This is a genomic window from Achromobacter sp. K91, assembly GCF_003576205.1.
Taxonomy (GTDB): Bacteria; Pseudomonadota; Gammaproteobacteria; order Burkholderiales; family Burkholderiaceae_B; genus Achromobacter; species Achromobacter aegrifaciens.
In genome coordinates, this window is the sequence record NZ_QWFB01000032.1 from 34957 (window position 1) to 55484 (window position 20528).

Below are 20528 nucleotides of genomic sequence, written 5' to 3' on the forward strand. Positions count from 1 at the left end.
GCGGCGGACGCCGCGCAATTACAGAATCCGTTTGAACATGGTCCGGCGCGTATTGCGGAACGACGGACGCACACGGCCGCTCCAGTCGCTGGCGCGCACCGCCAGCCAGGGCGGGCTGCCAAAGGTTTCGCGCGTGTGCAGGTCGTAGCAGGCCAGATAGCGCGGCGACTCGTCGCGGCACTCATAGCGCATGGCGCGCACCGTGCCAGGCACCGATGCCAGGCCCGGCAGGTGCTCCTGGTCGTACCAGGCATTCAGGTCGGCGTCGGCCTCGGGCAGCACGTCGGTTTCGACGATGTAATGCCACGGCGCGTCCTGCCCCGCCGAAGCGCCTGCCAGGTCCAGCGTCAGGTGCAGCACGCGGCTGTGCGCGCCCGGGAAGCTCTCGGCCAGGCGCGCCTGCGCTTCGGGCAGAGCCGCCGCCGATCCGCGCAGATAGACGTAGGTTTCGTCCTCTTCCACGGCGGCGTACGCGGCGGCGCACAAGCCTTCCAATCCCTGGGTCAAGGTCTGTTCAAGTTCGCGTGCGCGCGGCTCGTCGAAGCGCTCGCCCAGCGACACCAGCAATACGGTTTCCTGCACTCCAGTCTCCTTTAATGTCCTACGCGCAAGGCCACCAGGAAGCGCGACACCATGTTGTACGCGCCCACGGTCGCCGCCAGTTCCACCAACTGCGTGTCATCGTAGCGCGCGCGCAGCGGCGCGAACACGGCGTCCGGCACCTCGATGTCGCGCGTCATGGCGTCCGTCAACGCCAGCACTTCGGCCTCGCCGGCTTCCAGGCCTTGCAGTTCCGACGGCGCCGGACCGCCGCGCAACGCGTCCACCAGCGCCTGCGGCATGCCGGCGGCCAGCGCGTGCGGCACATGCACCTCGAACTCGTACGGTGCGTTGTTCAAGGTCGCCACGCGCAGGATGATCAGCTCGCGCAGACGCGGCGGCACCGCCGTGTTCAGGCGGATCGCGGTCAGCATGGCTTCCCAGCCCTGGACCACGGCCGGACTGTTCAACAGCACCTGGTACAGCGGCGAGATGCGCCCCCGCGCAGCCGATATCCGCGCCTCGATCGCGGCCAGTTCCGGGCGGCTGCCCGGCGTCACCAGCCCTACTCTGCATGCGTTCATCTTCACTCCGGACGGATGTTCTTGCGCTGGATCAGCGAGGTCCACTTTTCGCGGTCGGACGCGATCAGGGCAGCCAGTTCCTGCGGGCTGCCGGGAGCGGCCTGGGCCCCGAACTTCTCCAGGCGGGCGCGCACGCTTTCCGTGTTCAGCGCGGCGCGCACGGCCTGGTTGAGCTTGTCGATCGTGGCCGGCGGCGTGGCGGCGGGCGCGACGATGCCGTACCAGTTGTTGGACTCCACGCCGGCGATGCCCTGCTCCGCCAGGGTCTTGACCTCGGGCAGCAGCGGATGGCGGGTCGGCGCGGCGATGCCCAGGGGCTTCAACTTGCCGCCCTGGATATGGCCGATCAGGCCCGGCACGTCGCCGAAGAAGCCGGACACCTGATTGCCCATCACGTCATTGATGACCGGCGCCGCGCCCTTGTATGGCACGTGCATCACGTTCGCCTTGCTGGAATCGGCGAACATTTCCAGGGTCAGGTGGGGAATGCTGCCGATGCCCGACGAGCCGATCGCGACCGATTGCGAGGCGGCCTGCGACTTCTTGACGAAGTCCGCCGCGTCGACCGCCGGATTGGACGGATTGACCACGAACACCGTGGCGTTGTTGACCACCTTGGACACCGGCGCGAAATCGCGCACGGGGTCATACGGCAGGTCCTTGTACAGCGCCGGGCTGATCGCGACCGCGCCCACGCTGGTCAGGAATAGCACCGAGCCGTCGGCGGGCGCCTTGGCCACGTAGGCCGCGGCGATGTTGCCGTTGGCGCCGGCCTTGTTCTCCACGATGACCTGCTGCTTGAGCTCCTTGCCCAATTGCTCGGCCAGCACCCGGCCGACCAGATCCACCGGCCCGCCAGGCGGGAAGGCAATGATGAGGCGCACCGGCCCATCGGCATGGGCGGATCCCAGGGCGGCCAGGCTCAGCAGGCCGGCGGACAGTATTTTCTTGAACATGGTGTCTCCTGATTGAATGGAATTTTCTTGTCGTTCGCGCGCCGCCTCATGGCGGCGGCGTTTGCCGCGCCTACTCGAATCCGTACAGCCGCGCCGGGTTGTCCACCAGGATGCGCTGGCGCAAGGCCGCATCGGGACAAGCTTCAAAAAACAGGTCGACCAGCTCGCCGTCGTCGGGCATATCGCCCGCCACGTTCGGATGCGGCCAGTCCGTGCCCCACAGGCAGCGATCGGGCAACGCCTCGGCCAGCGCGCGCACAAAGGGCAGGCCCTCCGCGAACGGCCGCTTGCCCGATGCGATGCGGTCGATGCCCGACACCTTGACCCAGGCCTGCGGCACCTGCGCCAACCCCAGCAGCGCCTGCATCGCAGGCGACGCCAAGCCATCGCCCGCCTTCAACCGCCCCATGTGGTCGACCACGAAGGGCAGCGGCAGCGCGGCCAGGCGCGGCAGCAGCTCCGGCAGCATCGCGCCGTCCAGGTGCAGGCACAGATGCCAGCCCAACGGCGCGATCAGCGCCACGACCCGGTCAAAGACAGCGGGATCCGGCGCGCCGCCCAAATGCGGCACGAAGTTGAAACGGGCCGCGCACACGCCACCCTCATGCAATTGCCTGACGCCGGCCTCGGTGGCATCCGCTCCCAGCAGGGCCACGCCGCGATAGCGGCCGCCGCTTTGGGCCAGCGCGTCCAGCAAGGCGCGGTGGTCCGAGCCATGGCAGTTGGCCTGCACCACCACCGCGCGCTCCACACCCAGGCGACTGTGCAGCGCCGCCATGGCCTGGTAAGGCGCATCCGGCGGCGTGTACGAGCGCCCCTCGGCGTACGGAAACACGTCGGCCGGCCCGAACACGTGGCAATGCGCATCGCAGGCGCCCGGCGGCAAGGCGTGGCGGGGACGGGACGGCGCGGCTAGCGGAGGACGGCAATCGGGCACGGGCGGGTTCCTGCGTTGAAAACGCCATGGTCCCGGATTGCCCGCCGCCCAACAATGCTATATCTTTGATTTCAGATATAGATTTTCCAAATATCCGATGGACCTCAAGCAGATCGAATACTTCCTGCGCGTGGCCGAGAGGCGCAGCTTCTCGCGCGCGGCCGAAATGCTGGACGTGGCGCAACCCACGCTCAGCCGCCAGGTCCGCCTGCTGGAACTGGAACTCGGCCAGCATCTGCTCTACCGTAACGGCCGCGGCGCCGAACCCACCGAAGCCGGCCTGCGCTTCCTGGAGCATGCCCGCGCCCTGCTGACCCTGGCCGAACGCGCCAAGGAGGACCTGCAGACCCTGCGCGAGACGCCCACGGGCAAGGTCGTGGTCGGCCTGCCGCCCCGCATCGCGCGCGTGCTCACGCCCCCGCTGGTGCAGGCCTTCCGCCGCAGCTTCCCCGAGGCCTCCATCGCCATTGCTGAAGGCCTCAGCGCCCAGGTGCGCGAATGGCTGCTGGCCGGCCGCGTCGACCTGGCCCTGCTCTACGACCCCGCGCCCTCGCCCCAGTTGGCCTACGAATCGCTGTTCCGCGAGGACCTGGTGCTGGTGGCCGCGGCCGGCCACCAGCCCGCGCTGCCCCCACGCGTCACCGTGGCCCAACTGGGCGACTACCCGCTGGTGGTGCCCAGCCTGCCCAACGCCATCCGCACCCTGGTCGAAAGCGTGTGCCGCGCCCAGGGCGTGCGTCTGACCATCGCCGTCGAGGTGGACGCCGTCCAGACCATCGTCGAACTGGCCGCCCAGGGCGACGCCTACGCCATCCTGCCGCGCTCGGCCGCACGCGGCCCGGCGGCGGAACATGAGCTGTCGTTGTGCGACATCGTCGACCCGACCATCACCAATGATCTGGTGCTGGCCAGCGCCCGCCACCGCCCCGCCACCCGGCTGGCCGCCGCCACCGCGCTCCTGATCCGCCAACTGGAGCTGCCAGCCCTGTTCGCCCCGGCGGCCCGACCGCGGCAAAAGAGTTAAAATAGCGTCCGTTTCTCTTGTTTGGCGGCTAGCAGCTGTCAAAGTCTGCTGTCCAAGTCCTGTTGGCGTCTCACTTCAAACAATGACCACTATCCTCCCGAACCTTCCCACCGGCCAGAAGGTCGGCATCGCCTTCTCCGGCGGCCTCGACACCAGCGCAGCGCTCCTCTGGATGCGCAACAACGGCGCCATCCCCTACGCCTACACCGCGAACCTGGGCCAGCCCGACGAGTCCGACTACGACGAGATCCCGCGCAAGGCCATGGCCTACGGCGCTGAAAAGGCCCGCCTGATCGACTGCCGCGCGCAGATGGTGGCCGAAGGCATCGCCGCCCTGCAATCGGGCGCGTTCCACATCTCGACCGCCGGCATCACCTACTTCAACACCACCCCGATCGGCCGCGCAGTGACCGGCACGATGCTGGTGGCCGCCATGAAGGAAGACGACGTCAACATCTGGGGCGACGGCAGCACCTTCAAGGGCAACGACATCGAGCGCTTCTACCGCTACGGCCTGCTGACCAACCCGGACCTGAAGATCTACAAGCCCTGGCTGGACCAGCGCTTCATCGACGAGCTCGGCGGCCGTTCGGAAATGTCCGAGTACATGCGCCAGGCCGGCTTCGACTACAAGATGTCGGCTGAAAAGGCCTACTCCACCGACTCCAACCTGCTGGGCGCCACCCACGAAGCCAAGGACCTGGAGCACCTGAACTCCGGCATCCGCATCGTCAAGCCCATCATGGGCGTCGCCTTCTGGCGCGACGACGTCGCCGTCAAGGCCGAGGAAGTCACCGTCCGCTTCGAGGAAGGCCACCCGGTCGCCCTGAACGGTGTGGAATACAGCGACCCCGTCGAACTGATGCTCGAAGCCAACCGCATCGGCGGCCGCCACGGCCTGGGCATGAGCGACCAGATCGAAAACCGCATCATCGAAGCCAAGAGCCGCGGCATCTACGAAGCCCCGGGCCTGGCCCTGCTGTTCATCGCCTACGAGCGCCTGGTCACCGGCATCCACAACGAAGACACCATCGAGCAGTACCGCGAAAGCGGCCGCAAGCTCGGCCGCCTGCTGTACCAGGGCCGTTGGTTCGACCCGCAAGCCATCATGCTGCGCGAAGCCGCCCAACGCTGGGTCGCCCGCGCCGTCACCGGCGAAGTCACCATCGAACTGCGCCGCGGCAACGACTACTCGCTGCTGAACACGGAATCGCCCAACCTGACATACGCCCCCGAGCGCCTGTCCATGGAAAAGGTCGAAAACGCCCCGTTCACGCCCGCGGACCGCATTGGCCAGCTCACCATGCGCAACCTCGACATCGTCGACACCCGCGGCAAGCTCTTCACCTACGTGAAGACCGGCCTGCTCGCCTCCTCCGGCAGCTCGCTGCCGCAGCTGAGCGACGAAGGCAAGAAGAAGTAATTCTTCAACGCCATAAACCAGAAAGCCCTTCGGCACGCCGAAGGGCTTTTTGTTTGGCGAAGAGCGATCGGGCGCCAACCTCGATGAGAGCGAGCCCACTAAAGACAGTCACGACCAGCGCGCAGCGTCATCACCTACCGCAAGACACCGCGTAAGCCCCCAAAGGCCGCCTGCGCGGCCGGCCGGGGGCGAGCCCCGCAAGATCGTCCACCACACCCTAGGCGAGAACGCCAAGCACACCGCCCTCCCCAGCAACGAGACACATTCAGCCGACGCAGCCTGGGGCGGCGGGGGCCTGCCGCGCGCGGGGCGTCGATAAGCCCGAGGGAATCTGAAGGAAAGGCCGAAGGCCTTGACGAAGATGACGAAGGGGAAGTCCGGAGCGAAGGCTCCGGACCGCAATCGTTGCCCCGCGCGCGGCAGGCCCCCGCCGCCCCAGGCGTCAACAGAATGCAAATCACCACCAAGGAGCAAGCAAGAGCCTAAAGCTCCACCTGCATCCCCATCTCCACCACCCGATTAGCCGGAATCTTGAAGAACTTGGTACTCCGAGTAGAGTTCCGCGCCATGAACGAAAACACCGCCCGCCGCCAGCGCCACAGTGCCGGCTTCTTCGCCGCCACCACCGTCTGCCGCGACAGGAAGTAGGAAGTCCGCATCGGCTCCAGATCGATCTCCGGATACGCCTCGGCCACCAGCCGCAGCGCCTCCGGCACATCCGGATCTTCCTTGAAGCCGTAGTTGATCGTCGCCTGCCAACTGGACGCCGACAGCTTGGTCACGGAGAAGCGCTCCTCGGGCGAAACATAGGGCACGTCCGCCACCAGAATGGTCAGGAACAGCACATGGTCATGCAGCACCTTGTTGTGCTTCAGGTTGTGCAGCAGCGCCGGCGGCACATTGCCCGAGTTCATCGTCATGAAGATGGCCGTGCCCGGCACGCGCGACGGCGGGTACTCTTCGAGCTGCGCCATGAATTCCTTGAGCGGCTGGCGGTCCCGCTGCTGCATCTCCGACAGCAGCCGGCGGCCGCGGCGCCACGTCATCATCAGCGTGAACACCACGATCGCCACCAGCAGCGGCAGCCAGCCGCCCTCGTGGATCTTGAACACATTGGCCGAGAACAGCAGCACATCGAACAACAGCAACAGGCCCAGCGCCACCATCCACAGCACACGCTTGATGCCGGTCGAACCGCGCGGCAACACCGCGAAAGCCAGCACCGACGTCGTGAACATCGTCCCCGTGACCGCGAAGCCATAAGCGGCAGCCAGGTTGTCCGAATTGCGGAACAGCAGGACCAGGATCAGCACCGCGCACAGCAGCAGCGCATTGACCTGCGGCAGATAGATCTGGCCCTTCTCGATGGCCGACGTATGCAGGATCTGCATGCGCGGCCAGAAACCCAGCTGCACCGCCTGGCGCGTGACCGAATAAGCGCCCGAAATCACCGCCTGCGACGCCACGATGGTCGCAATGGTGGCCAACGCCACCAGCGGTGCCAGCCCCCATTCCGGCGCCATCATGAAGAACGGATTGCGGATCGCGGTCGGATCGCGCAACAACAGCGCGCCCTGGCCGAAATAGCACAGCGTCAGGGCCGGCAGCACCATGCTGAACCAGGCGCGGCGGATCGCCGGACGGCCGAAGTGGCCCATGTCGGCATACAGCGCCTCGGCGCCGGTCAAGGCCAGCACCACCGCCCCCAGCAGCACGAAACTGATCCACGGGAACTCGACGATGAAACGCAAACCCCACATCGGATTCAAGGCCCGCAGCACTTCCGGCGTCTGCCAGATCTGCCAGCCGCCCAGCGCCGCCAGCGTGCCGAACCACAACAGCATCACCGGACCGAACAGCTTGCCCATGGCGCCCGTGCCGTGCGACTGGATCGCGAACAGCGCAATCAGCACCACCAGCGACAGCGGCACGACCCAGGCATCCAGCTGATGCGACACGATGCCTATCCCTTCCAGCGCCGACAGCACTGAAATGGCTGGCGTGATCATGCTGTCGCCGTAGAACAGCGCCGCGCCGAAAATTCCCAGCACGATCAGCACCCAGCGCAGCTTGCCTTCACGCCCGCGCACCGCCAGTTCCAGCAAGGCCAGCGTGCCGCCCTCGCCGCGGTTGTCGGCGCGCAGCACCAGCGTCACGTACTTGAACGACACCACCACCATCAGCATCCAGAACAGGATGGACAGCACGCCCAGCAGGTGGGCAGGCTCCAGGTCGGTGTGCACGCTCAGTCCCGTCAGACAGGCCCGCAGCGTATACAAGGGACTGGTGCCGATATCGCCGTACACCACGCCCAGCGCCCCCATGATGAGGGCGGCCCGCGACGATGGCGCGTGCCCGCCGAGTGTTTGCCCGTTGGACGACGAAGGAACGCTGGCCGAACCTTGGCTCATGATGTAGGTTCTTGACGAGTAAGTTGGGCGCCCTTGCGGGGGCCGGGAAACACGACGGACAGCCGTGTTCCTGAAAAGTCCGGACGGCTGGTGAGTTTCCACCAGGCGCCATGCGCGTGCGCGATTTCCCGCACGATGGCAAGTCCCAGGCCCGACCCGCCCGCGGTCGCGGTGGGAGAACGGTAGAAGGCCTCGAACACCCGTTCGCGCTCATCGGGAGAAATGCCCGGCCCATCGTCCTCCACGGTCAGCGAAGGCGGATTGGCGCCGACGATCAGCGTGATGCGGCCGGTCTTGTTGCCATAGCGCAGCGCGTTGTCGATGAGATTGCCCAGCAGTTCGGCCAGCAGCAAGGGATCGGCGTCGATCCAGATGGGCGCGTCCGGCGCGACCAGATCCAGCTCGTAATGCGCCTCGCGCACCCGCGGAAACCATTCCGCGCCGTTCGCCCGCACCCATTCGCAAAGGTCGATGCGCACGAAGCTGTCCTGCGGACGGGCGTTAGGATCGGCGCGCGCCAGAACCAGCAACTGCTGCCCCAGGCGGATCATGCGGTCGCTCACCGCCTTGATGCGTTCGGCCCGCGCGCGCACGTCGTCGGGCAAGGGGCGCGCCAGCATCAATTCCGACTCCAGGCGCAACCCCGACAAAGGCGTGCGCAGCTGGTGCGCCGCATGGCCGATGAAGCGGCGCTGCGCCGCCAGCGAGGCATCCAGGCGCAGCAGCAGATCATTGGTGTGCGTAACCAGTGGCTCGATTTCGACCGGCACGCCGGCCACTTCCAGCGGCTGCATGTCGTCGATGGAGCGTTGCCGGATCTCTTCGGACAGGTGGTTGACCGACCGCAGCCCCGAACGCACGCCCTGCATCACCACCCAGGTGAACAGCGCGATCAACGCGACCTGCCCCACCACCATCAGCCAGAAGAAATCTTCCAGCATCCAGAGCGACATGTCGATCTTGTGCGTGATGACCCAGGTGGCCGCCAGGTCCAACAGGACCAGCAGGAGGATCGGCGGCATCAGGCGGATGACCAGATGCCGCGCCAGCGAACGGGAGGGAAGCAAGGGGCGGGAAACCGGAGTAGCGGTAGGAGTGCGTTCCTGCATCATGACGCAATGCCCTCGCCTAGGCGTATGGATGCGCGCGGCCGGTGCGACGCGGCCGCAGCCGGCCCGTCAGGCCGTTTCCACATCCAGCATGTAGCCAAAGCCGCGTACCGTTTGAATGCTGGCACCAGTGCCTTCCAGGCGCTTGCGCAGGCGGTACACGTAGACTTCGACGGCGTTTTCGCTGAAATCGGCATCCCAGGCCGACAGCGAGTTCACGATCTGGCGCTTGGTCACGACGCGACCGACACGGGCCATCAGCATTTCCAGCACGGAAAGCTCGCGCACCGACAGCGACAGGCGCTGGCCATTGGCGCGGACTTCGCGGCCAACGGTGTCGAACACCAGCGGGCCGACTTCAATCAGGGGCTGCGCCTGGCCGGCGCGGCGCCGGCCGAAGGCGCGCACGCGCGCCGCCAGCTCGGGCAGTTCGAAAGGTTTGGTGACGTAGTCGTCCGCCCCGGCGTCCAGGCCGGCGACGCGGTCCTCGATGCCATCGCGGGCGGTGAGGATCAACACGGGAACCTGGTTGCCGTCCTGGCGCAATTGCCGCAGCACGTCCAGCCCGCTCATGCCCGGAAGGTTGAGGTCGAGCAGCATGAGGTCGTAAGGCTGCCCCGCCAAGGCGCCCAGAACCCGGTCGCCCTCGGTCAGCCAGTCGACCGCATAGCCTTGGTCGGCCAGAAATTCCTGGAGCGCGTGGCCCAGGGTGGTGTCGTCTTCGATTACCAGAACTCGCATGCGGCGATTCTAGCGCGATCCCGGCCGGAACGGGGCGCGAAATGCGCCCCGGGGCCGGGAAGCGTTCAAGGTGCGGACGGAGCCGGGGCGGCCCCGGCCGCAGCGGGCGCTGCTGAGCCGGCGACGCCGCCGGACGGAGGCGTGGTCACGAACCCGATGCGCGTCATGCCCGAACGGCGGGCCGAAGCCATGACCTTGGCCAGGGTCTCGTAACGCGTGTTCTGGTCCGCGCGGATGCGGATCTCGGGTTGCGGCTTGGTGCCGGCGATCGACTTGAAGCGGTTGGGCAGGTCATCGATATTGACCGGCTTCTCGTCCCAGAACAGCGCCCCGCTGGCATCGATGGCCAGGTCGACGGTCTTGGGTTCTTCCTCGATCTGCTCGGCGGCCACCTGGGGCATGTTGATCTTGATCGAATGCGCCAGCAGCGGCGCGGTGATGATGAAGATCACCAGCAGCACCAGCATCACGTCGATCAGGGGCACCATATTGATCTCGGAAACCGTATGGCTTCCGGATCCCTTGCCCTCGAAGCTGCCAAAGGCCATTATTCGCTCCCGCGTTGAGCCGCAGCGCCGTTGCCGTTCTGGCGGCGCAGGGCGCGCACCTTGCCGTCGGACAGAGCGACCTGCTGGCCGGTGGTCAGGAACGCGAACAAGTCATGCGCAAAGGCATCCAGGCGCGACAGGAACACGCGGTTGTTGCGCACGAAGGTGTTGTAGGCCAGCACCGCGGGAATGGCGACCGCCAGGCCCAGGCCCGTCATGATCAGCGCTTCGCCCACCGGACCGGCGATGCGGTTGATGGTCACGCCGTCGGACAGGCCGATGCCGACCAGAGCATGGTACACGCCCCACACCGTGCCGAACAGGCCCACGAACGGCGCCGTCGAACCCACCGAAGCCAGGACGGTCAGGCCGTTTTCCAGCTTCGCGGTTTCTTCGTCGATGACCTTGCGCATGGTGCGCGTGACGAAATCGGAGTTGCTGCCCGACTCTTCAAGCTTGGTCGCGCCGAACTTGTTGTGATGCGCCTGCGCATGCATGGCGTGACTGGCCAGGTGCGAGAACGGATCGCGCGCGCCATGCGTGACGATTTCGTTTTCGACCTGTTCGAGCGAGCTGGCGTTCCAGAACTTGTTCAGGAAGTCCGCGGAGCGCTTGCGCATGCTGACGTTGCTCGCGACCTTGACCAGGATCAGGTACCAGGTCACAAGCGACATCAGGATCAGGATGATGAACAGGCCCTTGCCGACGAAGTCGCTTTGCGCGATGAAGTGCATGAAGCCCATGTCGGGGACCGCGGCGGGGGCCGGCGCGGCAGGCAGCGCCGAGGGCAGCGCGGCGGCGGCGCCGTGCAGCGCGTCGGCCGATTGCTGGACAGCGCCGGCGGCTTGCTGAGCCGTGGCACCGACCGCCGAGGCGGCTTGTTGAGCTGCGGGCGCGGCCGCAGCCGCGGCAGGCGCAGCGGCGGCGGCAGCCGGCGCTGCCGGGCTGGTGGTCGCCTGCGCCACCAGGGTGGCGCTATGCAGTGCGTTGGACATCTCAGTTCCTCATTACGAAATCGAACGGAATTTTGGCTTTGGCGGGATAGGCCACGCCGTTACGGGTATACGGTTTGAAACGCCCCTTGCGGGCGGCTGCCAGCGCCGATTCGTCCAGGCGCGGAAAGCCCGAGGACGCATCGATGATTGCCCGCTCGACCAGCCCCTGGGTGTTGATCTCGACCAGCACCACCACGCGACCCTCTTCCCGCATGCGGCGCGATGCCATCGGGTAATTGGGCATGGGGCGCGCCCCCTGGAATTCGATGCTGGATACCAGCACCGGCTGATCCGGCGGCGGCCCTTGCTGCGGCCCTTGCGGCGCCTGCGTGCCTTCGGGCGCGCCACTGGGCGGCGCCTTTGGCGCTTCCGGCTTGGGCTCGACCTTGACGTCCTGCTTGGGCTCGGGTTTGGGTTTAGGCTTGGGTGGCGGCTTGGGCTTGGGTTTGGGCGCCGGCATCGGCGGCTTTTCAACCACCGGTTCCGGTTCGGGTTCAGGTTCCGGCTCGGGCTTGAGTTCAGGCTCCGGTTCGGGCTCGACCTCGGGCTCCGGCGGCTCGGGCGGCGTTTCCGTCACCGGCTGCGGCTCCTCGGGAGTGGGCTCGGCCTTGGCGATCTGGGGAATGGGCGCATCCACCACGCTCACCATGATGGCTTCGGGTTCTTCGAGTTCAGGACGATTCTCGGGTGCCATGAAGATGGCGCCTACCACTGCCGCATGCAGCGCCAGGACCGTCAGGCCAGCGCCTGCGCGTATACCGAATGAAGAGCGCGAAGAAGAATTCCAACCGCGTTGAAAACTAGGCATGAATCAGCCAGGGTGCATTGACTTATCCGGCCAGCCAGGAAAGACGCACACGCGATGGCGACGCCGGCTGACCGGTACAAGCCCACAATAATATCTTAAATGCGAATGATTCGCACGTCCTATTTCATCTGATCCCGTCCTACATTTCTGAGCGAGATCAACCGGCACGAGCGATGCGGCGCGCGCAAAACAAAAAACCCGCCACCATGACGTGTGCGGGTTTTGTGTGGAGCGCATATCGGAGCTTTTGGTGGGTGCTACAGGGGTCGAACCTGTGACCTACGCCTTGTAAGGGCGCCGCTCTACCAACTGAGCTAAGCACCCATTTTGATGCAGCCTCAAGACGAAATTCGCGAAAAATCCGTACAAGCAACTGCCAACCGGGGCACTCAAAAGCAATACGCGGGCCGGAGTATACCGGACCGCGCAGTTGTGGGCAAATCGCCAGGCCTGAATGCCTGCGACCCGCCCGCCGTCCATTAGTTGACGGCGTCCTTCAGGGCCTTGCCCGGACGGAACTTCGGCACCTTGGCCTTCTTGATCTTGATGGTTTCGCCAGTGCGCGGATTACGGCCGGTGCGCGCGGCGCGAGCCGACACAGCGAACGTGCCAAAGCCAACCAACGTAACCGTACCGCCCTTCTTCAGGGTGGTCTTGACGGCACCGATCAGGGCGTCGAGCGAGCGACCAGCGGCGGCCTTGGAGATGTCGGCCTTGCTGGCGATGTGATCGATGAGTTCGGTTTTGTTCATTCAGGTGTACCCCTCACAAGGTATGGAGTCTGCCGGAGTGCAGTTCATGGCCGTCATGATGGACGCCGCAGAAGACGCAAAACCGACAAACGACGAACAGACAGTGGATAAACTTTTTTCTTGCGCTGCGAAGCACAACTTTTAAACTGCTGCGCCGCCTGGATTCAATGGCAAATTGCCTTCAAATCACCAGCGACGCAGACGTGTATTAGGCCTTGGCGTGGCGCGGCTGTCAAGCGAAAACCTCACCACAACCCGCGTCAATACTAGCTTTTAGACCGTTTCGCAATAAACAGAAACACGCATTTCGGGGTTTGCGCGACACCCTCGAACGCGATCGTTAACTTGCGTCAGACATCGGCCCATCGACGCAGCAAATTGTGATAAATGCCGGTGAGTTGCACGATGGAGGGATGCCCCGCGGCATCCTGATTCAAGCGCTGTATGGCCACATCCATGTCCAGCAGCAGTGCGCGCTGGCTGTCTTCGCGCACTAGGCTCTGCATCCAGAAAAACGACGATACGCGCGCGCCCCGCGTCACCGGATTGACCTTATGCAGGCTGGTGCCCGGGTACAGCACCATATGCCCTGCGGGCAGCTTCACTGCGCGCGGACCATAGGTGTCGTCGATGACCAGCTCGCCGCCATCGTAGGAATCGGGCTCGGAAAAGAACAGCGTGGCCGAGAGGTCCGTGCGCACGCGCTCAGCCGTGCCGGCGATGCCGCGCACCGCATTGTCCACGTGATAGCCGAATGCCTCCCCGCCCTCATAGCGATTGAACAAGGGCGGAAAGATCTTGCGCGGCAGCGCGGCCGACATGAACAGGTTGTTGGCTGCCAGGCGCTGCAGGATCAGATTGCCCAACTCCTGCGCCAGGGGATGCTGCTCCGGCAGTTGGCGATTGCGCTTGACCTCGGCCGACTGATAGCCGGCGGTGACCTTGCCGTCGACCCAATCGGCGGCGTCCAGGCGGCGCCGGATCTCGGCCGCCTCTTCTGGCGTGAAAACTTCTGCGATCTGTATGAGCATGGGCGCTATCCCGATTGCGTTGCAGGCGCGCCCGGCCACCGGTCGCGCGCGTGCCGCATTATCCCTGCAGGCAGCCGTTGAGCGCCTGATCGAAATCAAACAGCAGATCGGCCTCGTCTTCGATGCCCACGGACACGCGGATGAGACTGTCCGCGATGCCCATCTGCTTGCGGCGCTCGGCGCCCATCTCGTAATAGATGGTGTGGGCGGCAGGCAGCGCCAGGCTGCGCGTATCGCCCAGGTGAGTCGCCATCAGCACGATGCGCAGGCGGTTCAGGAAATCAAAGCAGTCCACCCCGTCCGCCAGTTCGACGCCCAACAGGCCGCCGAAGCGCGAGCCGAACAACGCCGCCGCGCGCCCATGCTGCGGATGGCTGGCCAGCCCGGGGTAATGCACCTTGGCCACGCCCGGATGATCCTCAAGGAAGCGCGCCAGCGCCAACGCGTTGGCGCAGTGCTTGGCCATGCGCAGGGCCAGGGTCTCGGCGCCTACCGCGATGCGGTGCGCAGGCTCGGCTGCCAGGGTCCCGCCCATGTCGCGCAGGCCCTTCTTCTTGACCTGCGTGAGCCCCCAACTGGTGGACGGTCCCTTGCGATAGGCCTCGTAGATGTTCGCGTAATTCGACCAGTCATACAGCCCCGTGTCCGTGACGGCGCCGCCCAACGCATTGCCATGGCCGCCGATGTACTTGGACAGCGAGTTCATCACCAGGGACGCCCCGACCGAGACAGGCCGGAACATCCAGGGCGAGGTCAGCGTATTGTCGACCACGTAGACCAGGCCCTTCTCGCGGCAGATTTCTCCAATCACGGCCAGGTCAGCAACCTGCGTGCCCGGATTGGCGATGGTCTCGGTGAAAACCATGCGGGTGTTGGGCTGGATCGCCGCACGCACCTGCGCCGAATCCGTCGCGTCCACGAAGGTGATTTCCACCCCCAGTTCCAGCAGCGTGCCCAGCAGGCTGTTGGTGTTGCCAAACACGAACTGGCTGGACACCAGATGGTCGCCTCGGCGCAGCAGCGTGGTGAAGATGGCGGCCAGCGCCGCCATGCCGGTCGCGAAGCTGACCGTGCCCTTGCCGCCTTCCATCTGGTTGACCTTGGCCTCCAGCGCGGTGGTGGTGGGCGTGCCTTGGCGGGCGTAGGTAAAGCCGGCCTTGCCCTGAAAGACCGCGGCCAGCTCACGGGCGTCTTCGTAGGCGAACTCCGAGGACGGATGCATGGGCTTGTGCACCGCTCCGTGCTCGACGGATTGCTTGCGGTCGGAATGGAGGATCGTGGTGGTAAAGCCGTTCTGGTGCATGATGGGCTGACGCGAAGAGGATATGGTCTACAAGATAGGTAAGACGGATGAATCAGGAACGGCGCTGGCGCACGGTTTCATAGAGGCAGACGGCGCTGGCCACGCTGACGTTCAGGCTTTCCACCGAACCCAGCATGGGGATGTTCACCAGTTGATCGCAGGTTTCCCGCGTCAGGCGGCGCATGCCCTCGCCTTCCGCCCCCATGACCCAGGCCATGGGCTGGCGCGCATCGATCTGATGCATGCTGTCGGTGGCCTGGTCGTCGGTGCCCACCAGCCACACGCCGCGGTCCTTCAGGCTGCGCATGGTGCGCGCCAGGTTGGTCACCATCAGATAGGGCACGGTATCGGCCGCGCCGCAAGCCACGCGCTGCACGGTTGCGTTCAGGCCGACGGCCCGGTCGCGCGGCGCGATGACGGCGTGCACGCCGGCGGCATCCGCGGTACGCAGGCAGGCGCCCAGGTTGTGGGGATCGGTCACGCCATCCAGGATCAACAGCAGCGGCGGGCCTTCGATGACATCGAGTACCTCATCCACGTCCACCGCCAGTTGGCGCTCTTCGGCCAGCGCCACCACGCCCTGATGGCGGGTGCCGCGGGACAGGCCGTCCAGGCGCTCCATGGGGACCGGATGCAGGCGGCAGCCCGCCTTTTCGGCCTGCTCGATGAACGTCTGCATCCGCTTGTCGCGGCGCGACGCCTCTACATAGATTTCCTTGATCGAGTCGGGCGCGTGGCGCAGCCGCGCAACAACCGCGTGAAACCCGGCCAGGACTTGGGTCGACGCCATAAATGCAATACCTTTAGATAAACGAATACCCGCCCCAGAGCGGGGCGGGCCACCGGACCAAGCCGGCCATAGATGCAATGTTACCCCTTATGGCGCAGCCGCCATACGACGGCCTCGCCATAAGGAAGTGTCAGTGGCGCTTGTGCGCGGCCTTCTTGGCCGGCGCTGCGCGCTTGGATGCCTTGGGCGCCCGCGGCGGCTTGCTGGCCTTCTTGGCCTCGGCGCGGCGCTCCTTGGCGGTCTGGCCCTTCAGGGCGGCGGGCTTGGGCGACGCGGCCTTCTTGACACGGCGCGAGGGCTCGTCCGGGCTGCGGGCCGACGCCTTGCGCAAGGCGTCGAAGCTCGTGCCCTGCACCAGGCGGAACTCGATGCGGCGGGCTTCGAGGTCCACGCGCGACACCTGCACCTGCACCTTGTCGGTCAGGCGGTAGCGCATGCCCGTGCGTTCGCCGCGCAACTCGTGCAGGGCGTCGTTGAACTGGAAATACTCGCCGCCCAGTTCGGAAACATGCACCAGCCCTTCGACGTGCAGGGTGTCCAGCGTGACGAAGATGCCGAAGCTGGCGACGCCGGTAACGGTGCCGCTGAAGTCCTCGCCCACGCGCTCCTTGACGAACCAGCACTTGAGCCAGGCTTCGACGTCGCGCGACGCCTCGTCGGCGCGGCGCTCGCTGGCGGACAGCACCAGGCCCATCTTTTCCCAGATGGCATGTTCGTGCTCGCGCTGCGTGCGGCCGATCACCACAGGCTGGTCTTCCAGGCTGGGCACATAGCGCTGACCGGCCAGCAACGCCTTGATGACACGATGCGTCAGCAGGTCGGGATAGCGGCGGATGGGCGAGGTGAAGTGGCTGTAGCCGGGATAGGACAAGCCAAAGTGGCCCATATTGTCGGGGCTGTAGACCGCCTGCTGCATGGAGCGCAGGCACATCGTCTGCAACAGCTGGTAGTCGGGGCGTCCGCGCACCGAATCCAGGAAGTCGCCGTAATCCTTGGCCGTGGGCGTCTCGCCGCCGCCCAGCGACAGGCCCATGGTGCGCAGGAATTCGCGCAGCGACTGCAGGCGTTCGGGCGTGGGGCCTTCGTGGATGCGGTACAGGCCGGGATGCTTGCTGCGGGTCATGAAGTCGGCCGCGCAGGTATTGGCGGCCAGCATGCACTCTTCAATCAGCTTGTGGGCATCGTTGCGCACCGACGGCACGATTTGCTCGATGCGGCCGAGCTCATTGCAGACGATCTTGGTCTCGACCGTGTCGAAGTCGATGGCGCCGCGCTTCTTGCGCCCTTGCGCCAGCAGCTGAAAGAGTTCATACAGGTGCTGGACCTGGGGCATGACGCTGCGCATGGCGTGCGCGGCAGGACCGCCGGGCTGTTGCAGGGCGGCCCAGATGTTCGTATAGGTGGTGCGCGCATGCGAGTGCATGACCGCGTTATAGAACTGGTAGGCCGTAACCGTACCAGCCTTGGCGCCGCTGGCCGGAATGACCATGTCGCAAACCAGCACCAGGCGGTCGACGTCCGGGTTCAGCGAACACAAGCCGTTGGACAACGACTCCGGCAGCATCGGGATGACCCGGCGCGGAAAGTACACGCTGGTGCCGCGTTCGATCGCGTCGTCGTCCAGGGCGTCACCCGGACGCACATAGTGGCTGACGTCGGCGATGGCCACCAGCAGGCGCCAGCCCGGGCGCTTGCGCTGGCCCGCGCCCAGCTCCACGGGCTCACAGTACACCGCGTCGTCGAAGTCGCGCGCGTCCTCGCCGTCGATGGTGATGAGCGGCACGTCGCGCAGGTCGACGCGGTCCTTGAGATCGGTCTTCCTGACCACGTCCGGCAGGCGTGCGGCCTGCTTGAGCGCGGCTTCCGAGAAATCGACCGGCACGTCGAACTTGCGCACCGCGATCTCGATTTCCATGCCGGGATCGTCGATCTCGCCCAACACCTCGGCCACACGGCCCAACGGCTGCGTGTGGCGAGTGGGCTGCTCCATGATTTCAACCGCGACCACCTGCCCATGCTGGGCGCCGTTGGTGTCGCTGGGCGGAATCAGGATGTCATGCTTGATGCGCTGGTCCTCGGGCACGACGATGGACAGGCCATGCTCGTGCAGGAAGCGCCCCACCAGCTTGTTGGTGCGGCGCTCGATGACTTCGACGATGGTGCCTTCCGGCTTGCCGCGGTATTCGCCAGTGGGTTTGACCAGCACACGGTCGCCATGCAGCACCTTGAGCATTTCGCGCGGCGACAGGAACAGGTCCGGGCCGCCGTCGTCACGCAACAGGAAGCCGAAGCCGTCGCGATGCCCCAGCACCTTGCCGGCGACGAAGTCCAGTTTGGTGGCCAGCAGCAACACGCCCTTGCGGTTGGGCATCAATTGGCCGTCGCGCTCCATGGCGCCCAGGCGGCGCTCAAATCCCACCATCGTCGCGGCGCGCTCGACGCCCATGCGTTCGGCCAGTTCCACCGGAGACAGCGGCGAGCCTGCGGCGCGCAGCGCTTTCAGGATGGCTTCACGGGACGGGACATCAGGATCGAAGTCCGGCGGCGCTTCGGGCAAGGGTGTTGATCTGTTGTTATTCGATTCGTTATTCGATCGTTTTGCCAAAGCTAAAATTTCCGTATATAATGCGCAGCTTCTGTGGTTCGCCCAAGGCTGAACACTGAAGCAGAAAATGGTCAGAAGGGCCGGGAAGTTTAAAACCCAGCCGGGGTTTGAAAAGCAAGTTGCTTAAAAACCTTATTGTAGAACCAACTGCACTTTGGACGCATGTTTTAGTTAATGTGTTTTAACTGAAGCGATGCGACTAGAGCGGCAGCGTATCACATACTTCTGACAGTATCTCTCAGTGCCCAGGTGGCGGAATTGGTAGACGCGCATGGTTCAGGTCCATGTGCCGCAAGGTGTGGAGGTTCGAGTCCTCTCCTGGGCACCACGGAATTTCAATCAAGACCATGCAAGGCGGTCTTGATGGCAACGGCTAAAAAGCCCCGGAAATCGCAAGATTCCCGGGGCTTTTGCTTTGCGCCCCGCCACTGCGTGTTTCAACGCCACGGCACCTTGCGATTCAAATGATGCCGCGCGTACAGATCCGCGCCCATGCCTTCGATCTGGCCATCGATCAACGCTTCGAAAGGCCGCAGCAGCGCATCGAAATTCGTCGGCGCTTCAATCGCATTCAAGGCATGCGCCACGGCCTCTATCGTGGACAGCGCGCCCGGCACGTCGGCGTGACGAACCCGGTAGCGCGTGGAAAGCCCCGCGGGCAACATCACGCGCGGCAAGGCGGCCAGCGCCGGGTTGATATGCAGCAGCTTGCGCGCATGTCCCCAGGTGCCGTCAGGCACGATCAATCTGATGGGCGCGCCCAGGTCCTGCCCGTAGCCCGGCGCCAACACCTCGGCGCCCTCGCCCGGAAACAGCAGGCGAGGCAGATGGCCTGGCAGCGCCCAATCCTCTTCCGAAAAATATTCGCCCACCACGCGTTGCGCGCCCGCCAGCCCCAGCACCGCCAGTCTTGCTGTGTTCAAGGCATGGCGCGCCTCGCTCGGATGCTGCAACACCACGACGCGAGTGCGACAGGAAAGCGAGGGAATCAGCGTGCACAGACAGTGCGACAGAGGACGCAGACAACGCGTGCAGAGGGTACGGGACATGGGGCGACACTATATCGAAAGTTCGAAAGCGCCCGGCAGCAAAAAAATATGAAAAAAAAGCCACACGACTTGCACACTTCAAAAAAAGTGTGCATAATCTCATTCCTCTGCTGCTGAACAAGAAACAACGCGAAAGCGAAGCGACAAGTAAAGCATCAGCGCCCAGGTGGCGGAATTGGTAGACGCGCATGGTTCAGGTCCATGTGCCGCAAGGTGTGGAGGTTCGAGTCCTCTCCTGGGCACCAATTATTACATCACGAGGTACCTGCGTGATGCGCCAAAAAAACCCCGAACGCGTAAGCGTCCGGGGTTTTTTCTTTGTGTGGCCCTTTTCTTGCGGCCCTTTTCTTTATCCCGCCTATTTGATTTGCCCGGCCCGCAGGCAGACGCTCTGAGCCGGGCGGCCCGCCCTACTTCAGCACGCGGGTCATGACCACGTGCGGAATACCGGCCTCGACGAATTCCTCGCCTTCCACATTGAAGCCATGGGCCTGGTAGAAACCTGCCGCATGCGTCTGCGCGTGCAGCACCAGCATGCGATGGCCGTCGCCATGGCCCTGTTCGATCAGCGCGTCCAGCAACTGGCTGCCGACGCCCATGCCGCGGGCCTTCTTGTGGACCGCCATGCGGCCGATGTGGCCGTCGGGCAGAAGCCGGCCCGTGCCCATGGGCGTGCCGTCCGGGCCGTAGGCCACGGCGTGCACCGACACCGCGTCATCGTCGTCCAGCTCGACCTCGGGCGGCACTTTCTGTTCGACGACGAACACTTCATGGCGCACCGAATACGCGTCGTCGCGCAAGCGGTCCCAGGTGCCCAGGGCGATACGCACCGTAGATTGTTTGTTGGTCGACATGTCCATCCCTCGCGTGCAGCAAATGAATAAAAGAATCCTAAACCTCATTTTGGCAGGGATGAACAATG

The 20528-nt window shown here is 65.1% G+C and carries 19 protein-coding genes and 3 tRNA genes; 4 read left to right on the forward strand and 18 right to left on the reverse strand.

Annotation, left to right across the window (positions count from 1 at the left end):
* Positions 1 to 18: 18 nt before the first annotated feature.
* The 4 genes from DXK93_RS15190 to DXK93_RS15205 all read right to left on the reverse strand — a co-directional run bounded on the left by DXK93_RS15190 (position 19) and on the right by DXK93_RS15205 (position 3017).
* Positions 19 to 582 carry a DUF4286 family protein gene (locus tag DXK93_RS15190; RefSeq protein WP_054451136.1) on the reverse strand — a complete coding sequence of 188 codons (564 nt, stop codon included), beginning with the start codon at positions 580 to 582 and terminating at the stop codon, positions 19 to 21.
* A gap of 11 nt (positions 583 to 593) precedes the next feature.
* Positions 594 to 1124, reverse strand: a complete 531-nt coding sequence (locus DXK93_RS15195) for a carboxymuconolactone decarboxylase family protein (RefSeq protein WP_119450510.1) — start codon at positions 1122 to 1124, stop codon at positions 594 to 596.
* Between the two features lie 2 nt (positions 1125 to 1126).
* Positions 1127 to 2080, reverse strand: a complete 954-nt coding sequence (locus DXK93_RS15200; protein ID WP_119450511.1) for a tripartite tricarboxylate transporter substrate binding protein — start codon at positions 2078 to 2080, stop codon at positions 1127 to 1129.
* Positions 2081 to 2150: 70 nt separating this feature from the next.
* Positions 2151 to 3017, reverse strand: a complete 867-nt coding sequence (locus tag DXK93_RS15205; protein WP_175214033.1) for an amidohydrolase — start codon at positions 3015 to 3017, stop codon at positions 2151 to 2153.
* 97 nt (positions 3018 to 3114) lie between these two features.
* Between DXK93_RS15205 and DXK93_RS15210 the strand changes: the two genes are divergently transcribed.
* Positions 3115 to 4041, forward strand: a complete 927-nt coding sequence (locus tag DXK93_RS15210; protein WP_119450513.1) for a LysR family transcriptional regulator — start codon at positions 3115 to 3117, stop codon at positions 4039 to 4041.
* An 82-nt stretch (positions 4042 to 4123) separates the two neighbouring features.
* The gene (argG, locus tag DXK93_RS15215) at positions 4124 to 5464 is read left to right on the forward strand and encodes an argininosuccinate synthase (RefSeq protein WP_013392627.1); all 1341 of its coding nucleotides are present in this window, start codon (positions 4124 to 4126) and stop codon (positions 5462 to 5464) included.
* Positions 5465 to 5946: 482 nt separating this feature from the next.
* On the opposite strand, the gene DXK93_RS15220 is transcribed toward argG, so the two are convergent.
* The 12 genes from DXK93_RS15220 to rnr form a co-directional block, all read right to left on the reverse strand.
* Positions 5947 to 7875, reverse strand: a complete 1929-nt coding sequence (locus tag DXK93_RS15220; RefSeq protein WP_054451132.1) for a potassium transporter Kup — start codon at positions 7873 to 7875, stop codon at positions 5947 to 5949.
* Complete coding sequence (locus DXK93_RS15225; RefSeq protein ID WP_225589140.1) at positions 7872 to 8987, reverse strand: HAMP domain-containing sensor histidine kinase; 1116 nt, start codon at positions 8985 to 8987, stop codon at positions 7872 to 7874. Before DXK93_RS15225 ends, DXK93_RS15220 begins: the two co-directional genes overlap by 4 nt.
* 66 nt (positions 8988 to 9053) lie before the next feature.
* A complete protein-coding gene (locus DXK93_RS15230; protein ID WP_006218435.1) occupies positions 9054 to 9725 on the reverse strand; it encodes a response regulator transcription factor in 672 nt (223 codons plus the stop codon).
* A 65-nt stretch (positions 9726 to 9790) separates the two neighbouring features.
* On the reverse strand, positions 9791 to 10273 hold the full coding sequence (locus DXK93_RS15235) for a biopolymer transporter ExbD (protein WP_054451131.1): 483 nt from the start codon (positions 10271 to 10273) through the stop codon (positions 9791 to 9793).
* Entirely contained in the window at positions 10273 to 11268 is a 996-nt protein-coding gene (locus DXK93_RS15240; protein ID WP_054451130.1) for a MotA/TolQ/ExbB proton channel family protein, read from the reverse strand. Before DXK93_RS15240 ends, DXK93_RS15235 begins: the two co-directional genes overlap by 1 nt.
* A gap of 1 nt (position 11269) precedes the next feature.
* Positions 11270 to 12076, reverse strand: a complete 807-nt coding sequence (locus DXK93_RS15245) for an energy transducer TonB (RefSeq protein WP_119450514.1) — start codon at positions 12074 to 12076, stop codon at positions 11270 to 11272.
* A gap of 248 nt (positions 12077 to 12324) precedes the next feature.
* A tRNA-Val gene (locus tag DXK93_RS15250) sits at positions 12325 to 12400 on the reverse strand.
* 155 nt (positions 12401 to 12555) lie between these two features.
* Positions 12556 to 12828, reverse strand: coding sequence for an HU family DNA-binding protein (locus tag DXK93_RS15255; RefSeq protein ID WP_003812968.1), 273 nt, complete (start codon positions 12826 to 12828; stop codon positions 12556 to 12558).
* A 350-nt stretch (positions 12829 to 13178) separates the two neighbouring features.
* Positions 13179 to 13859, reverse strand: a complete 681-nt coding sequence (locus tag DXK93_RS15260) for a Fe2+-dependent dioxygenase (RefSeq protein WP_119450515.1) — start codon at positions 13857 to 13859, stop codon at positions 13179 to 13181.
* 58 nt (positions 13860 to 13917) lie between these two features.
* On the reverse strand, positions 13918 to 15162 hold the full coding sequence (locus tag DXK93_RS15265) for a cystathionine gamma-synthase family protein (protein WP_119450516.1): 1245 nt from the start codon (positions 15160 to 15162) through the stop codon (positions 13918 to 13920).
* A gap of 52 nt (positions 15163 to 15214) precedes the next feature.
* Positions 15215 to 15952 (reverse strand): 23S rRNA (guanosine(2251)-2'-O)-methyltransferase RlmB, encoded by a 738-nt coding sequence (rlmB, locus tag DXK93_RS15270; RefSeq protein WP_013392619.1) that lies wholly within the window; start codon positions 15950 to 15952, stop codon positions 15215 to 15217.
* Between the two features lie 130 nt (positions 15953 to 16082).
* On the reverse strand, positions 16083 to 18557 hold the full coding sequence (gene rnr / locus DXK93_RS15275; RefSeq protein WP_119450517.1) for a ribonuclease R: 2475 nt from the start codon (positions 18555 to 18557) through the stop codon (positions 16083 to 16085).
* Positions 18558 to 18800: 243 nt separating this feature from the next.
* On the opposite strand from rnr, the gene DXK93_RS15280 reads away from it, so the two are divergent.
* Positions 18801 to 18885 (forward strand) — tRNA-Leu (locus DXK93_RS15280).
* 109 nt (positions 18886 to 18994) lie between these two features.
* Here the strand turns inward: DXK93_RS15280 and DXK93_RS15285 are convergent.
* The gene (locus DXK93_RS15285) at positions 18995 to 19606 is read right to left on the reverse strand and encodes a tRNA-uridine aminocarboxypropyltransferase (protein WP_119450518.1); all 612 of its coding nucleotides are present in this window, start codon (positions 19604 to 19606) and stop codon (positions 18995 to 18997) included.
* 160 nt (positions 19607 to 19766) lie between these two features.
* On the opposite strand from DXK93_RS15285, the gene DXK93_RS15290 reads away from it, so the two are divergent.
* Positions 19767 to 19851, forward strand: a tRNA-Leu gene (locus DXK93_RS15290).
* Between the two features lie 165 nt (positions 19852 to 20016).
* On the opposite strand, the gene DXK93_RS15295 is transcribed toward DXK93_RS15290, so the two are convergent.
* Positions 20017 to 20466: a GNAT family N-acetyltransferase gene (locus DXK93_RS15295; protein WP_370126826.1), complete on the reverse strand. Its 450-nt coding sequence runs from the start codon at positions 20464 to 20466 to the stop codon at positions 20017 to 20019.
* Positions 20467 to 20528: the final 62 nt, after the last annotated feature.